Source organism: Pantoea rodasii (genome assembly GCF_002095465.1).
GTDB classification, from domain to species: domain Bacteria; phylum Pseudomonadota; class Gammaproteobacteria; order Enterobacterales; family Enterobacteriaceae; genus Pantoea; species Pantoea rodasii.
The window spans coordinates 169,311-185,273 of sequence record NZ_MLFP01000002.1 but is presented as its reverse complement, the minus strand read 5'-3'; the positions used below and the strand labels follow the sequence as shown (position 1 = coordinate 185,273).

Sequence of the window (15,963 nt, the reverse complement as noted above, 5' to 3'; positions counted from 1 at the left end):
TTTCAAAAGTTAACCACTCGCCGCGCGCTTTGTGGCGAACACGGGATCTGAATCGATTGAGCGATAAACCCCATCGCAACGATTACGTATTCTGCAGAGAGTTAACTTGCAATATTTGGCCAGAACCCCAATGATAGATTCATCCTCCTTTTTTACCGGACGCGAAATGCAGTCTATTATTCATTGTGATATTGCTGTGGATGAGGACGATTGCGAGAAGTTGCAGGCTATTATCCAGGGGAATATTCTCAAAATAGCCGAAGCCCTGGCAAGTGATTTACAGTGGTATTCTCAAAACGCGCAATTAGTTCCTGACAGTTTTAAGATTATTTCCATTCAACCGCTCGATAACAATCGATTTAAAATGCTTTACGATTTTAAGTGGGATTTATTTAATCCTTGCCTGGATTTAAATGAAACAACGACTCAACGCGAAGAAGTTTTGTTCCAGACAGTACCGGGTGCACTGGTTTTTTCAGTGATTGACAATACCCGCCCCTCGCCTGCCGACGAATTGTAATATTTGGTAATCGAGGTGAGCAAAGCTAATGATTGTGGATTATATTTAAAGCGTCGCTGAATGCTAAATATTCGAGATCGCTTCCTGATAGCTTTTCCAAATCACACCGCCCTGCGGTCACCGTGCAAGCTCTGGAGGGGAAAAAGATGGACGAATACTCACCAAAACGGCATGATATTGCCCAGCTTAAATTCCTGTGTGAGAACCTGTTTGACGAAAGTATGGCGACGCTAACTGACAGCCACCACGGCTGGGTTAATGACCCTACTGCGGAAAGCAATTTACAGCTCAACGATTTGATTGAGCATATCGCGTCTTTCACGATGAATTACAAAATTAAGCACGTTGAAGATGAAGCGCTGATTACGCAAATCGATGAATATCTTGACGATACCTTTATGCTGTTTAGCAGTTATGGAATCAATACTCAGGATCTTCAACGGTGGCAACGTTCAGCAAGACGCTTATTTAATCTGTTTGCCGAAGAGTGCGCTTTTCTCCAACAACCCAGCCATTCCTTTTAGCATCAGAGTGAGACCGGTTTATTTATGAGCAACCAAGCCTTAACCAAAACAGACTATTTGATGCGACTCCGTCGTTGTCGCTCAATTGACACCCTTGAACGGGTGATTGAAAAAAACAAGTACGAATTACCTGACAACGAACTCGCGGTATTTTATTCAGCGGCCGATCATCGTCTGGCCGAACTGACCATGAATAAGCTTTACGACAAAGTGCCGGTTTCAGTCTGGAAGTTCGTTCGCTAACTCTTTCTTACCAGCCGTTTCGTTACACCATCTTTATCGTTCAGGGAATGACCCACAGGCAAAGGAGTGCCAGCGTTACGCTGTGTGCTGATTTCTTGGGGATTTTTTCGGAGAGTAGAATTGGTGGAGGCCCTGCCAGCTACATCCCGGCACACGCGTCGCCTGCTGCGGCTGCTTCCTTCCGGATCTGACCGAGTTCACAAGTTAGCGTTGCGGGAGAACCAACAGGGCCCCCATTGACGAGCTCTCTCTCGAGAGCGCAGGCATTATCAAGTAACCCCCTGGCAATTGCAAGCGTAGGCCGGGTGACCGTTGTTTTCTTGAACAGCTAGCCCGTAAAACCCTGATTCTCACCCTTTGTGCATGCTAAAGTCGGCGTTTATTCGCTGAATCAGGTGCGTGCATGAACGACACAAGCAATTTTTCCGAGCGCGTCTGGCAAATTATTGCCGCAATCCCCAAAGGCAAAGTCACTACCTACGGCGATATCGCCCTGCTTGCCGGTTCTCCGCGTGCCGCTCGGCAAGTCGGCGGCGTATTGCGTCGCCTACCCGAAGGCAGCAAATTGCCGTGGTTCCGCGTCATCAATCGTCATGGCCGCATTTCACTGCAGGGTGACGATCTGTTTCGACAGCGCGATGCGCTAGAGGCTGAAGGGATAGAAGTCAGTGATGCCGGTGAGATTGAACTAGAAAAGTATCGCTGGAAGTATTAAAAGCCCCCATGTTGAGGTGCGGCAGACAACACAGCTTCCCCCGCCAAAGATGAAAGGGACAAGCAATCAGCGACAATCCGCCGATGTTATTAACAGACTCGCACCCATGCTGAGGTGCGGGCAGGCAACACTGTGGAGTAAAGCGTTACACACCAAAGATGAAAGTAACGAGCAATCAGTGACAATCCGCCGATGTGACTAACAGACTCGCACCCATGCTGAGGTGCGGGCAGGCACCACAGCGTCCCACGCCAAAGATGAAAGTGACAAGCATTCAGCGACAATCCGCCGATGTCACTAACAGATTCGCACCCATGCTGAGGTGCGGGCAGGCAACACTGTGGAGTAAAGCGTTACACGCCAGGGATGGCGTGTGCCGAGCGATCAGGGACGAGACAGCGGCTTTACGCAACAGTGTTGCCTGCCCGCAGACTCCCCCGCCCCTGTTTTTCACATGCTTCCCAAGCAGTGCACCCAGACTAGCACCGAGTGATTATTACATATTCGTCGGCGCAGGCACCGAAGCGGATGGCACTACCTGCGTTGGCGATGTTGACGGCACCGTCGTCGCCGCACCTGGCGTAGTCTGCATCGCCATATTGGTCACTGGCACCAGCAACAGTTCCGCTTTAGTACCACCCTGATTGATCACCGGCTTCACAGTATCGGTAATGAACGCCAGTTTGCCGTCAATAGAGATAGCAGCACTCAGCAGAATCCGCGCATTAGGCTGGATATCGGACGGGTTAAACGGCAGCACAAACTGGAACGGCGCCTGTTTCCCTTCGGTGCGCACAACATGCTGCGCCAGCACTTTCGATGGCGCGTCAGCCAGTGAAGCGTCAGACAGCGTAACAGTCAGCACCGCATCCGGCGGCAACGCAATGCGCTGACGGATATACACCGAACCACTAACGTTAGGCTGCGTAATCGCGGCCTGCTGTCCTGCAACGGCGGAGCCTAACGTTGGGGTGGCTACCGGCTTACTGTGATCGGCACAGCCAGCCAGCGCTGCCGCCAGCGTCACACCGCTAATAACATGCCAGAGTTTCATCGATGTCGTCTCCTTGTGAACACTATGATTGTCGGCGGACAATTTGTTGGGTAGCTTTTCAACCGCCGAATGCCCTTAATTCTGGCACAAAAATCCGGATTGCGCCCAAAAGCACCGCCAGCCCGCTGAAATCACGGCAAAATCATTGACGGAAACTGGTCGGATCTTTCACACTGACGCGATTGCCCCCCTGAGGAATCTGCTATGAGCCAGGCATTGCATAACCTGCTTAATCTACTCAATCTCGAAAAACTCGAAGAAGGCCTGTTTCGCGGCCAAAGTGAAGATCTTGGCCTGCGCCAGGTGTTTGGTGGCCAGGTCGTCGGCCAGGCACTGTATGCGGCGAAACAAACTGTGCCGGAAGAACGCATCATCCACTCTTTCCATAGCTACTTTCTGCGTCCCGGCGACAGCCAAAAAGCCATCATTTATGATGTCGAAACCCTGCGTGATGGCAAAAGCTTCAGCGCCCGTCGCGTTAGTGCGGTGCAAAATGGGCAGCCGATCTTCTACATGACCGCCTCATTCCAGGCACCGGAAAGCGGATTTGAGCATCAGAACACCATGCCGCCAGTGCCGGGCCCGGACAATCTTCCCTCGGAGCAAGATCTGGCGCAAAAACTGGCGGCGCATTTACCGCTCAAACTCAAAGAAAAGTTTCTCGCCGAACGTCCGCTGGATATCCGACCGGTGCAAATTCATAACCCGCTCAAAGGCCGTGTGGATGAACCGATGCGTCAGGTGTGGATTCGTGCCAACGGCAAACTGCCGGACGACCGCCGCATTCATCAATATCTGCTGGGCTATGCTTCCGATCTCAACTTCCTGCCTGTGGCGCTACAGCCGCACGGGAAAGGCTTTTTGGAACCCGACATGCAGGTGGCGACCATTGACCACTCCATGTGGTTCCACCGCCCGTTCGACCTCTCAGAATGGCTGCTTTACAGCGTGGTAAGCACCTCGGCATCAAGCGCGCGGGGTTTTGTACGCGGAGAGTTTTATACTCAGGACGGGACGCTGGTGGCGACTACGGTACAAGAAGGGGTCATGCGTCAGCGCGACGCATAAAAAAGGGGCGATATCATCGCCCCTTTCGATTTTTATTGTTTTAGCGCACTGCTCTTCTACAGCCCGGGCTTACTGGTTGTAAGCGTTCTCGCCGTGGCTGTTCACATCCAGACCTTCACGTTCCTGATCTTCTGGAACACGCAGGCCAACAATCATATCCGCCAGTTTGAAGCCGATGAAGGCCACGACGCCAGACCAAACGATGGTCACACCGCAACTGAACAGCTGAATCCAAACCTGATGGCCCATGGTCACGCCTTCTGCGTAGCCCACGCCGCCCAGTGAAGAGGACGCGAACACACCCGTCAGCACACAACCCAGGATACCGCACACGCCGTGCACACCGAACACATCACATGGGTCATCAACGCGCAGCCATTTCTTCAGCGTTGTCACACCCCAGATACCTGCCAGGCCACCGGCCAGACCGATAATCAGCGCGCCGCCGACACCGACATAACCACACGCTGGGGTGATCGCCACCAGACCTGCGATGAAACCAGAACACGCACCCAGCAAAGAAGGCTTGCCACGCATTGCCCACTCACCGAACACCCATGACAGCACTGCGCCAGCAGTTGCCACAACGGTATTCAGGAAGGCCAGCGCAGCGATTTCGTTAGCTGATGAAGCAGAACCGGCGTTGAAACCGAACCAGCCCACATACAGAATCGCTGTACCCATGAACACCATTGGCAGGTTGTGCGGTTTAAATGCTTCTTTACCGAAGCCAGCACGTTTGCCCACCAGGTAAGCACCCACCAGACCGGCCACTGCGGCGTTGATGTGAACAACCGTACCGCCTGCGAAGTCCAGCGCGCCATCTTGCGCCAGCAGACCGCCCGCCCACACCATGTGTGCGATAGGCAGATAAGACAGCGTCAGCCACACCACCACGAAAATCAGTACTGCGGAGAAGCGAATACGCTCCGCCAGCGCACCGACAATCAGGCCCACGGTGATACAGGCGAATGAAGCCTGGAATGCAACGTGGATATACTGATAGAAGCTGCCCATCAAGGCTTTCAGCTCAATATTCTTCAGCATCGCCCACTGGAAGTTACCGAAGAAGGCGTTGCCCTCGCTGAAGGCCAGCGAATAACCGTAAATCACCCACAGAACGCAGACTAACGCGAAGGTCACTGCAACCTGAGTCAGCATCGACAGCACGTTTTTACCGCGAATTAAACCGCCGTAAAACAGTGCGATGCCAGGAATAGACATAAACAGTACCAAAGCGGTACAGATCATCATAAAGGCGTTATCGGCTTTATCCGCAACGGCAGGAGCTGCCGCCATGGCCAGAGACGGTAACAGTGCCAGGCTGGTGAGGCCTAACTTAGTCATCAGTTTATTCATTTCTTTCCATCCCATCACAATTCAGAGCCCCAGTTACAGTGCTGCTTCGTCGGTCTCGCCTGTACGAATACGAATAACGCGCTGCAGTTCTGCGACGAAGATTTTACCGTCGCCAATTTTGCCGGTATAAGCGGCTTTACTGATGATATCCACCACTTCATCGAGTTGATCGTCCGCTATCGCGATATCAATTTTTACTTTTGGCAGGAAGTTCACGCTGTACTCGGCACCGCGGTAAAGCTCTGCGTGACCTTTCTGGCGACCAAAACCCTTCACTTCGGTAACAGTCAGTCCCTGAATGCCAATGGAGGATAAGGCTTCACGCACGTCCTCCAGCTTAAATGGTTTGATTACCACGGTAACCAGCTTCATACGTTCCCCTCCGGATAATAAATTGAGTGAGTCTCGCGGACACGTAGGGATATAAGCAAACGCTGTGCCATAAATTAAAAAAGAGTCAAAGTCAGGGGCATAGACGCGCTAAATCGCGCTTCGTTATGTGATGTCGGGCGCAGTATGAGGAATGGCGGGAAGGATGGTGTTGCAATATTGCACTCCTTTGGTGCTGACAGCCTCAAAGGAGTGCATCAATACAGAACAATCTGATAAATCTGCGCAAAAAAGGTGCAATTCACCCTTCAGCTTGTGCGGGGATGCTCGCCGCGAGTTCATCACCCGCCTGCTGCAGCTGATACATCTGCCAATAACGGCCTTGCAGCGCCAGTAACTGCGCATGTGTACCCTGCTCTGCCACCTGACCACGATGCAAAACCAGAATCTGGTCTGCTTCGGTGATGGTGGAGAGACGGTGAGCAATTACCACCAAGGTACTGTGCTGTCGCAGTGCGCGCAGCGCATGCTGAATGGCCTGCTCGGTCCCTGAGTCGATATTAGCGGTTGCCTCATCAAGAATTAATATCTGCGGCAAGGACACCAATACCCGCGCCAGTGCCAGCAACTGTTTCTGGCCAACCGACAGATTGTTACCCTGCTCACCCAATCGGGTATGAATGCCCTCTGACATCGAACGCGCGAGATCGGCGAGCTGCACTTTTTCCAGCGCCTGCCACACCTGTTCTTCAGGGATGTCACGCCCAAGGCGCACGTTCGCTAACAGCGTATCCGCCAACACCACCGGATCTTGCTGCACCATGGCAACGCTTTGCCGCAACGCTTCATGCGTCAGCTGGGGTAACGGGCGGCCATCAAGCTCGATAGTGCCGCGCGTGACCGGATAATAGCCCATCAGCAAATTTGCCAGAGTGCTCTTGCCGCTGCCCGTATGTCCCACCAGTGCCACAAAACCACGGGCTGGCACCTCCAGATTAATATGGCTCAGCACATCACGATTATCGCGATAGGCAAAGCTGACGTCGCGCAAGGTAATGCGCCCTGAGGCCAGCGGTTTATTATCCGCTCCGTATCCCTGCTGCGTAGCGTCCATCAGCTCGAAAATACGTTCGCCAGACACCACCGCCTGTTGCAGCATTGATTGCTGCGTCGTCAGTTCGATTAAGGGTTCATTCAGGCGTCCGAGATAGGTAATAAAGGCGTAAAGCACACCAACCTCAAACACACCCGGCGTGGCGAAGCTGAACAACATCAGCAAGCCACACAAAATCATCGCGGAAAACAGGCTGAGCAGCGGACGCAGCAGGAAGCCATCCAGCCGCAGGGTTTCCATGCGGGCCAAATAGTGTGAGCGGCTGGCTTCGCCCATACGTTCGCCAAAGCGCGCCTGCTGGCGAAACTGCTGGATCACGCTCATGCCGTTGATCACTTCATTGAAGCCGTTGTTGATGTCAGCCAGATAACTGCGCACCCGACGCGCAATCGGGGTGCTGTAACGCTGGTAAATCAACATCACTGTCAGCACCAACGGGAAGATGACAATCGCCACCAGCGCCATACGCCAGTCAAGCCAGAACATCGCGACCAGCATCGCGCCAATCAGTGCCGCACTGCGCAGTACCGTGGCCACCACCGTGACATACAGATCTTTAATCACTTCGGTATCGTTGGTGACGCGCGAAATGATCTGCCCCACCGGCTGAGTATCAAAGGCGCTGAGCGGCTGACGCAGCGCGGCGTTCATCACATCCACCCGCAGTTGCTGCACGACTCCAATCGCCGCGCGGTTAAACAGCAGCGCCTGGAAATAGTGCAAACCAGCAGCCAGCAGCTGCAGCAGAATAAAGCACACCAGCAAACCCATGGCGATCGCCCATGGCATCTGATGTTTAGCCACCAGATTATCAATGAAGTAGCTGACCAGCACCGGGCCGGTCACTTCCGCCACTGCCGCAATCCACAGCATGCCGACCGCCAGCCACAGCGATTTCCGCCAGGGTTTACCGTAAGCCAGCAGGCGTTTAAGGGTTGGCCATAAACGTTGTGATTTAGCCATGGTTGGCCTCCGCTGCGGTTTCATCTTCATCCAGCGCGGCTTCCAGCTGCTGATAACGGTACATATCGCGATACCATCCCTCTTTCGCCACCAGGCTGTCGTGATCGCCGCGCTGGGTGACGGCACCTAGTTGCAGCACCAAAATTTCGCTGGCTTCCGTTAACGCTGACAAGCGATGTGCGCTGATAATCAAGGTGCGACCTTTGCCCCACTGGCGCAGGTTATGCAGAATTTCATACTCAGTGCGGCCGTCAACGGCTGACAGCGCATCATCGAGGATCAGGATTTCCGCATTGAGCAACAGCGCACGGGCAATCGCGATACGTTGTTTTTGTCCACCGGAAAGCATCACACCGCGCTCGCCCACTTCGGTGTCGTAACCTTGTGGCAGCCGCAGAATGTCATCGTGTACGCAGGCCATCTGCGCCACGCGCTCGATCTCCTGCTGGGTGGCATTCGGCCGCCCCAGCGCCAGGTTATTGGCAACAGTATCGGAGAACAAAAACGGCGTCTGGCTCACGACGGCCAATTTGCTGCGCCAGCTGTCGAGTCGCAGCTGCGTGAGCGGAATGTTGTGATAACGAATGTCACCCTGATCGATGTCAAAGTGGCGCTGAATCAAGCTTAACAGCGTACTTTTACCGCAACCCGTTGGACCGCACAGCCCCAACATTTGCCCCGGCTTCAATTGAAAATTCAGATGGCTGAGCACCGCGCCTGAGCTGGCCGGATAGCGGAACTCGCGGATAGCGACCTGTAAAACACCGGCATCGGCTGGCAATACTTTCTGCCCATCCTCTACCGCGGGCGCTTCCGCCAGCAGTGCACCAATACGGCTCCACGCGGCGCTTCCGCGTTCGACGATATTGATCATCCACGCCAGCGCCAGCATCGGCCAAATCATCAACCCGAGGTACATGACAAAGCTGGTGAGCTGACCCAGCGTCAAACTGCCGTGCCACACCATCCAGCCGCCGCCAGCGATCGCCAGCAAGTTTGAAAACCCACCGCGATATAGATGATGGGATCAAAACGTGCGTCAACACGCGCCACGTGCAGGTTCTTCTTACCAGTGTCACGGGCGATATCAGCAAACTGTTGCGACTGGTGGTCTTCCAGGCCAAAGGCTTTAATCATGCGGATGCTGGTGAGGCTTTCCTGGGTTTGATCGTTGAGACTGGAGAAGGCCGCCTGCGCCACTTTAAAGCGCTGATGTAAACGCGAGCCATCTTTTTGAATGGCAATCGCCATCAGCGGCATCGGGATCAACGCTAACAGCGTCAACTCCCAGCTGATCTGTACGCTCATCACCACCAGCACCACCAACCCCATCACCAGCGAATCCACCAGCGTCAACACTCCTTCGCCGGCGGCAAACACCACGCGATCGACATCATTGGTGGCGCGCGCGATCAGATCGCCGGTGCGATGGCGTAAATAGAATGCCGGATGCTGACGACTGAGTTGACGATAGAAATCCTCACGGAGTTCCACGGCCAATTGATAGGAGGCGCCAAACAGCAGCACGCGCCACACATAGCGCAGCAGATAGACGATCGCCGCCGTCACCAGCATCACACCAATCCACATAAAGATTTTGCCGCTGCTTAACGTGTGCTGTGTGACGCCATCAACAATCACGCCCACCACATGCGGCGGTATGAGCTGTAGCAGTGCAATGATGATCAGCAAACTGACGGCACCCAGATATCGCCGCCACTCGCGCAGGAAATACCAACTTAACTGGCTAAATAATCGCACAAGACACTCTCTTTCTGTGCCCGCTCAGGGCGCTACCGGCAACGCGGTGGTGTATTTTATCTCTTCCATGGCGAAACTGGAGGTCACATCCATCAGGCCCGGTACGCCATTCACCAGACGCTTATAAAATCGATCGTAACTTTTCATATCAGCCACCTGGATGCGCAGCAAATAATCGTATTCACCCGCCATACGATAAAACGCCATCACTTCCGGCATCTGCTGCACCACAGCAACAAATTGTTGAAACCATTCGCTGCTGTGCTGCTGGGTTTTAACGAACATAAAGGCGGTCAGCGAAAGCCCGATCTTTTCGCCATCCAATAGCGCCACGCGCGCACGAATAATGCCATCATCTTCCAGCTTTTTCAGGCGTTTCCAGCACGGCGTGGTGGTGAGATTAACGGCTTCAGCCAGCGCCTGCAGTGACAAGGTGCAATCCTGTTGCAGCATTGACAGCAGCGTGCGGTCAGTTTTATCTAACATTCGGCGCTCCGGGAGAAAAATTTTCTCTTATTCCGGCATTATAACCGGATTAAAGCAACCTAATTTTCCTGCCAGTGCCTTACACTGTGCGCAATCATTATTACGGATTCGCCACATGCAAACGCCCTGGGTTCGCCACGCCATCAATGAAATTAACGCCGATTTTCAACGGTCTGCGGATACGCACCTCATTCGCTTTGCGCTGGATGATTTTCCTGGCATTCGCTTCTATCTCAAAGATGAAAGCACTCATCCCAGTGGCAGCCTAAAGCACCGCCTGGCGCGTTCGCTGTTCCTGTATGGTTTGGCCAATGGCTGGATCCGCGAGAATACACCGATCATCGAAGCCTCTTCTGGCAGCACGGCGGTATCCGAAGCCTATTTCGCACGTTTGCTGGGCCTGCCATTTATTGCCGTGATGCCCGCCAGCACCGCAAAACGCAAAATCGAAATGATCCGTTTTTATGGCGGTGAGTGCCATTTCGTCGCCGATCCCTGCCAGTTATACAGCGAATCAGAGCGTCTGGCGCGGGAACTCAACGGCCACTTTATGGATCAGTTTACCTATGCCGAGCGCGCCACTGATTGGCGTGGCAACAATAATATCGCGGAAAGTATTTATCGTCAGATGGCACTTGAACCCTTCCCGGTGCCGCATACGGTGATCATGAGTGCCGGCACCGGCGGTACTTCGGCCACGCTGGGCCGCTATATCCGTTATCAAGGTCACGATACGCGCCTGTTGGTCGTCGATCCGCAGCATTCGGTGTTTTTTGATTTCTGGCATAGCCGTGATGGCGAATTGCGTAGCGATCGTGGCAGCATGATTGAAGGCATCGGGCGTCCGCGTGTAGAACCGTCATTTTTACCGGATGTGATCGATGAGATGATCAAGGTGCCCGATGGCGCAACGGTAGCAGCTATGCTGCATCTGGAGAAGATTCTGGGTCGCCGACCTGGCGCCTCAACCGGTACCAACTTCTGGGGCATGTTGCAGGTGGCAAAACGCATGCGCGAAAACGATGAGCAGGGTTCACTGGTTACGCTGCTATGCGACAGCGGCGAACGCTATCCAGACACCTATTACAATCCAGAGTGGGTGGCGCAGAATATCGGGGATATTCAGCCGTGGCTACGTGAGTTTCACCTTAAATAATTCGAATTGCAGGCAGGAGGCAAACGAGAGCATCCCGATGAGCTTACTGGAGTAAGTGATTCGGGTAAACGAGTGCAGCCAACGCACCTGTAATTCGAAGTGTGACGGGTATGCAATAAAAAACAGGACATCCTGTCCGGTTCACTGTAAGCCTCAGCATTCGGGGGAATAATCGAGGTGTGGTGTGGTCATCCAGTGATTTAAGTAATGAGACACTGCCTGTGTCTCGCAATGTCCAATGATCGGTAAATGGGGCAGCGATGATTTAAGTTGATTCATGGCGTTGCCCATAATGAAACCCTTGCCAACGCGCTCCAGCATTTCACGGTCGTTCATCGCGTCGCCAAACGCCATGCAATCCGCCATCGTTAATGTGAGATGCTGACACAAACGCGCCAGCGCCGCGCCTTTATGGCAATCCAGCGGCAGCACTTCCAGACAATCCCATGCTGAAAAACAGATATTGGCCCGGTCACCCAACGCTTGTTGCAGTTCGATTTTGAGTTCGAGCAGCATTTCATGAGGCGCGATAAAGCAGATCTTTGTCACCTCATGCGCAGGCATCTGACGTAAATCGCGCAGCTGATAATGGAAGCCGCTCATCACATGCGCCTCCATCACTCCGAGCAACGGTTTGTCGGTAAACCAGCCTTCATCGTTGAAGATGTGAATCGACGCCGGCGTTTTCCAATGGGTATGAATCACTTCTTCCGCGACGGAAGAAGGCAGATCGCAACCGAACAACAGCTGCCCTTCGAGATCGTGGATGCGGGTGCCATTTCCGGTAATCAGCCAGGCCGGTAAAGTGATTTGCTCGCGCACCTTTTGAACATCCATCAGATGGCGTCCGGTGGCAAAAGTGATTGTGATATCACGCTGATGCAGCGCATGCAGACTGTCGATGGTCTCTTTCCCTAACCGGTGTGTCGGCAATAACAGCGTGCCGTCCATATCAAATGCCGCGAGGCGAGCCATGCAAATTCTCCTGTCTGAATGAGAGGTCTACTATCGCCTGGTATTTGCGGAACTAATAGTGAATACTTTTAAAAAACTGTTCCGGGTTTAGCCATGCGTCAACTTCATCGGGTTAATCAATTTCAGCGTTTGTGGCAACTGAGTCAGGGCGAACCGCAGCGACTGAGCGTTACCGCCATGGCTCAGCACTGCTTCTGCAGCGAACGACATGTGCGCACGCTGCTGCGTCAGTGGCAGGATGCGGGCTGGTTGCGCTGGCTTGGCGCAGCGGGACGCGGTAAACAAGGCGAACTGACGTTTCTGATTTCACCCGAACAGTTACGCCAGCAGCTGTTAGCCCAACAGCTGGAAGCAGGTGAAGCGGTACAGGCGCTGCAGGTGCTGGATTTGCATCCCGAGCGACTGGTAAAAATGCTCAGACCGCTGATGGGTGGCCAGTGGCAAAACCAGGCGCCAGTGCTGCGTATTCCCTATTATCGCGCGCTGGAGCCGCTGCAGCCGTTAAATCTGACCGGCCGCGCTGAGCAGCATCTGCTACGGCAAATTTTTTCTGGGCTGACCCGCTTCCATGGCAACGATGTGGAAGGCGATCTTGCTCATCACTGGCAGCATGATGGCAGCGGGCGGGAATGGTATTTCTGGCTGCGTCCCCAGCTAAGCTGGCATAACGATGAACCGATTCAGGCCGCGCAATTAGCCATTCAGCTGCAGCAGATTCAGCAAACGCAGCGCGGCGGTCGCTTACTGGCAACCCTCGACCAGATTGATGCGCCCCACCCGCTGGCACTGCGCATTCGGCTGCACCAAAGTGATTACTGGTTACCGCAGCGGCTGGCACACCAGTTCTGCCTGCTTCCCCATCCTGAATTCAGCGATGTGGGGAGCGGTCCCTGGAAACTGACGCATTTCACTGATGAACTGGTGCGCCTTGAAAGCCACGCGCGTTGGCATCTGCAGCGGCCGCTGATTCAGGTGGTGGAATACTGGATAACGCCGCAGCTGTTTGCGCACGGGCTCGGCACCAGTTGCCGCCATCCGGTGCAGATTGCCATTGGCGATCCCGACGAACTGGATGCGCTGCGCCCGGTTGATCACAGCATCAGCCTTGGCTTCTGTTATTTAGCCCCGCGTATCTCAGCCCACTTCACAGCCGCTCAAGCCACATCACTGATTGCCCTGATCCAGCACAGCGGTGTGATTCAGCAGTTACCGCTGGATGAAGGACTGATTACACCGAGCCAGGAGCTGCTGCCCGGTTGGCCGGTGCCGCCTGCGGCAAAGATTCGCGTACCGCTGCCAGAAAAACTGACCCTGCACTATCATTTGCCGGTCGAGTTACATGTGATGGCTCAGGCATTGGTTCCCTTGCTGGCTCAGCAGGGTTGCACCCTCACCTGCGTATTCCATGATGTTAAAAGCTGGCGTGACGACATTGAGTTAAGTGACGCGGATGTGGTGATGGGTGACCGCCTGATTGGCGACGCCCCGCTGTTTACTCTGGTCAACTGGCTGGAGAACGATCCACTGTGGCATCCGCTGCGCGCACCGCAACTGCAGGCGGCTCTCAGTGTCATAGCCCAACAAGCGAGTGCACAGCAACGCGAGCAGCTGACGCATCAATTGTTCCAGCAGCTGATGCATGACGGGCACCTGCTGCCGCTATTCAATTACCGCTATCAGGTGTTTGCCCCACCCGGCGTTGAAGGCATCCAGCTCAATACCCTGGGTTGGTTTGATTTCACCCGCGCATGGATTCCACCGCCCGCCACAGTCGGCACTGTTCAGCCCGAGCCTGAGCCAGTACCATAGGCGCACTGATTTTTGGGGAAATAAAGATGAAACGAGCCGTTGTCGTATTCAGTGGCGGACAAGATTCCACCACCTGTCTGATTCAGGCGCTGCAACAGTATGACGAAGTGCATTGTGTCACTTTCGATTATGGTCAGCGCCATCGCGAAGAGATTGAAGTCGCGGCTGAATTAGCGCAAAAACTGGGTGCCCGTGCGCACAAAGTGTTGGATGTGACGTTACTCAACGAGTTAGCGGTGAGCAGCCTGACGCGCGATAACATTCCGGTGCCCGCTTACGATCCAGATGCCAGCGGTTTGCCAAGCACCTTTGTACCGGGCCGCAATATTCTGTTTCTGACCTTAGCCTCAATTTATGCCTATCAGGTTGAAGCTGAGTCAGTGATTACCGGCGTTTGCGAAACGGATTTTTCCGGTTATCCGGATTGCCGCGATGAGTTTGTCAAAGCGCTGAACAATTCCGTCATCCTAGGTATGGCGCGTAACATTCGCTTCGAAACGCCGCTGATGTGGCTGAATAAAGCCGAAACCTGGGCGCTGGCAGATTACTGGCAGCAACTCCCTCTGGTGCGCGCAGAAACGCTGACTTGCTATAACGGTGTGAAGGGCGATGGCTGTGGTGAGTGCGCCGCTTGTCACCTGCGCGCGCGTGGGTTAGCGGATTACCAGGCCAATACTGCCGCGGTGATGACGGCCATGAAACAAAAAAGCGGCCTGAACTGATTGAGTTGCATCGCGGCTGGGACGCATTGAGCTGTTTTGCTGGCTGGAACTCTGTTAACTACTTCGCTAGCAGGAACTCATTAAGCTGCTTCGCTGACGGGTACTCGATGAACTGCTTCGCAAGCAGGAACTCACTAAGCTGCTTCGCTGGCGGGTACTCGATGAACTGCTTCGCAAGCAGGAACTCAGGCTGGCGTTTCTGACGCCAGCTCGCTCCGCTATTAATGGCTTTCCACCATCAGCGCCGACAGACGTTCGCGCAACTCCCCTTCCATCGGTACCGCTTTTTGTGTGCGCAAATCGATGCAAACAAAGGTTAACGCTGCATCCGCAACCACCGTGTCATCGCTTGCCAGCAGTACGCGCTGCGAAATAATGCCGCTTTTGCCGTTAAGTTGCGACACTTCGCTTTCAATATTCAGTACATCGCCCAGCACCGCCGGACGACGATAGTTAATGTTGATATTGACCACCACAAACGCCAGCTTCTGCTCCATCAGCCAGTGAAAGGCATCAACATCCTCCAGCCATTGCCAACGCGCCTCTTCAAGAAACTCCAGATAGCGCGCATTATTCACATGCTGGTAAACATCCAGATGATAGCCGCGTACTTTGATTGTGGTTTGCATTATTGCTCCTGTTCAGGCTGAGAATGACAACTGGTATGACCTGTTGAGCATAGCACAGCCTGATTGGGTGCTTTATCAATCCTTCAAAGTCGCGAGCCGCCTCACAATTTCAACCGACTGCTGTTACGCTCAACCAACGCGTTGCCGATGCCCGGTATCTCCTTGAGCTGTTCAATGGCGGTAAACGGGCCATACTGCTCGCGGTAGCTGACTATCGCCTGAGCTTTCTTCAGGCCGATGCCATTCATTGCCGCGGCGAGCTGTTCAGCGCTGGCTTGGTTGATGCTGATCTGTCCCTCTTGCGGCGAGGATACTTGCGCCGCCTGCGTTTCGCTGGGACTTTCTGCTGCGGCCAATCCGGTGGTATAGAGTGCACCGCCCAGCGCCAGTGTGATGCATAATGCGCGAAAAGTTGATTTCACCATGCTGTTTTTCTCCTTGTGTTTGACAGCCACAGCAGGGTGTCACAGCAAGGATTTACGCTCAAAAGGGCTTTTGCAGAAATGGAAAAGGCCGCAGAAGCGGCCTTTGAGTT

Annotated in this window: 16 protein-coding genes, 1 other RNA gene and 1 pseudogene; 8 read left to right on the top strand and 10 right to left on the bottom strand. The window is 53.9% G+C overall.

The window, feature by feature from the left end:
- Positions 1-166: 166 nt before the first annotated feature.
- The 3 genes from HA45_RS03215 to hha all read left to right on the top strand — a co-directional run bounded on the left by HA45_RS03215 (position 167) and on the right by hha (position 1,287).
- Complete coding sequence (locus HA45_RS03215; RefSeq protein WP_100702297.1) at positions 167-520, top strand: hypothetical protein; 354 nt, start codon at positions 167-169, stop codon at positions 518-520.
- A gap of 146 nt (positions 521-666) precedes the next feature.
- A complete protein-coding gene (gene tomB / locus HA45_RS03210; RefSeq protein ID WP_034828139.1) occupies positions 667-1,044 on the top strand; it encodes an Hha toxicity modulator TomB in 378 nt (125 codons plus the stop codon).
- A gap of 24 nt (positions 1,045-1,068) precedes the next feature.
- Positions 1,069-1,287: a hemolysin expression-modulating protein Hha gene (gene hha / locus HA45_RS03205; RefSeq protein WP_007886938.1), complete on the top strand. Its 219-nt coding sequence runs from the start codon at positions 1,069-1,071 to the stop codon at positions 1,285-1,287.
- 130 nt (positions 1,288-1,417) lie between these two features.
- On the opposite strand, the gene ffs is transcribed toward hha, so the two are convergent.
- An RNA gene (ffs, locus tag HA45_RS03200) (signal recognition particle sRNA small type) lies at positions 1,418-1,514 on the bottom strand.
- 176 nt (positions 1,515-1,690) lie between these two features.
- Between ffs and HA45_RS03195 the strand changes: the two genes are divergently transcribed.
- Entirely contained in the window at positions 1,691-2,002 is a 312-nt protein-coding gene (locus tag HA45_RS03195) for an MGMT family protein (protein WP_100702296.1), read from the top strand.
- Positions 2,003-2,498: 496 nt separating this feature from the next.
- Here the strand turns inward: HA45_RS03195 and HA45_RS03190 are convergent, their stop codons facing one another.
- Entirely contained in the window at positions 2,499-3,056 is a 558-nt protein-coding gene (locus tag HA45_RS03190) for a YbaY family lipoprotein (protein WP_100702295.1), read from the bottom strand.
- Positions 3,057-3,260: 204 nt separating this feature from the next.
- Here HA45_RS03190 and tesB point away from each other — a divergent pair, with 204 nt between their 5' ends.
- Complete coding sequence (tesB, locus tag HA45_RS03185; RefSeq protein ID WP_100702294.1) at positions 3,261-4,124, top strand: acyl-CoA thioesterase II; 864 nt, start codon at positions 3,261-3,263, stop codon at positions 4,122-4,124.
- A gap of 69 nt (positions 4,125-4,193) precedes the next feature.
- On the opposite strand, the gene amtB is transcribed toward tesB, so the two are convergent.
- From amtB to HA45_RS03160, 5 genes and pseudogenes are all read right to left on the bottom strand, one after another.
- Positions 4,194-5,483, bottom strand: coding sequence for an ammonium transporter AmtB (amtB, locus tag HA45_RS03180; protein ID WP_100702293.1), 1,290 nt, complete (start codon positions 5,481-5,483; stop codon positions 4,194-4,196).
- 33 nt (positions 5,484-5,516) lie between these two features.
- Entirely contained in the window at positions 5,517-5,855 is a 339-nt protein-coding gene (glnK, locus tag HA45_RS03175; RefSeq protein WP_100702292.1) for a P-II family nitrogen regulator, read from the bottom strand.
- A 259-nt stretch (positions 5,856-6,114) separates the two neighbouring features.
- Positions 6,115-7,890, bottom strand: a complete 1,776-nt coding sequence (locus HA45_RS03170; protein ID WP_100702291.1) for a SmdB family multidrug efflux ABC transporter permease/ATP-binding protein — start codon at positions 7,888-7,890, stop codon at positions 6,115-6,117.
- Positions 7,883-9,651 (bottom strand): annotated as a pseudogene (locus HA45_RS03165) (SmdA family multidrug ABC transporter permease/ATP-binding protein). Before HA45_RS03165 ends, HA45_RS03170 begins: the two are co-directional and overlap by 8 nt.
- A gap of 24 nt (positions 9,652-9,675) precedes the next feature.
- Complete coding sequence (locus HA45_RS03160; protein ID WP_100702289.1) at positions 9,676-10,137, bottom strand: Lrp/AsnC family transcriptional regulator; 462 nt, start codon at positions 10,135-10,137, stop codon at positions 9,676-9,678.
- Positions 10,138-10,252: 115 nt separating this feature from the next.
- Between HA45_RS03160 and HA45_RS03155 the strand changes: the two genes are divergently transcribed.
- Positions 10,253-11,293 (top strand): PLP-dependent cysteine synthase family protein, encoded by a 1,041-nt coding sequence (locus tag HA45_RS03155; RefSeq protein ID WP_100702288.1) that lies wholly within the window; start codon positions 10,253-10,255, stop codon positions 11,291-11,293.
- Positions 11,294-11,446: 153 nt separating this feature from the next.
- On the opposite strand, the gene cof is transcribed toward HA45_RS03155, so the two are convergent.
- The gene (gene cof, locus HA45_RS03150; protein ID WP_100702287.1) at positions 11,447-12,268 is read right to left on the bottom strand and encodes an HMP-PP phosphatase; all 822 of its coding nucleotides are present in this window, start codon (positions 12,266-12,268) and stop codon (positions 11,447-11,449) included.
- 93 nt (positions 12,269-12,361) lie between these two features.
- Between cof and HA45_RS03145 the strand changes: the two genes are divergently transcribed.
- Both HA45_RS03145 and queC read left to right on the top strand, forming a co-directional pair.
- Positions 12,362-14,077 (top strand): SgrR family transcriptional regulator, encoded by a 1,716-nt coding sequence (locus HA45_RS03145; RefSeq protein ID WP_100702286.1) that lies wholly within the window; start codon positions 12,362-12,364, stop codon positions 14,075-14,077.
- Positions 14,078-14,103: 26 nt separating this feature from the next.
- The gene (gene queC / locus HA45_RS03140) at positions 14,104-14,799 is read left to right on the top strand and encodes a 7-cyano-7-deazaguanine synthase QueC (protein WP_100702285.1); all 696 of its coding nucleotides are present in this window, start codon (positions 14,104-14,106) and stop codon (positions 14,797-14,799) included.
- 221 nt (positions 14,800-15,020) lie between these two features.
- Here the strand turns inward: queC and HA45_RS03135 are convergent, their stop codons facing one another.
- On the bottom strand, positions 15,021-15,428 hold the full coding sequence (locus HA45_RS03135; protein ID WP_100702284.1) for an acyl-CoA thioesterase: 408 nt from the start codon (positions 15,426-15,428) through the stop codon (positions 15,021-15,023).
- A gap of 101 nt (positions 15,429-15,529) precedes the next feature.
- Positions 15,530-15,853, bottom strand: coding sequence for a ComEA family DNA-binding protein (locus HA45_RS03130; protein ID WP_100702283.1), 324 nt, complete (start codon positions 15,851-15,853; stop codon positions 15,530-15,532).
- Between the last annotated feature and the right edge of the window lie 110 nt (positions 15,854-15,963).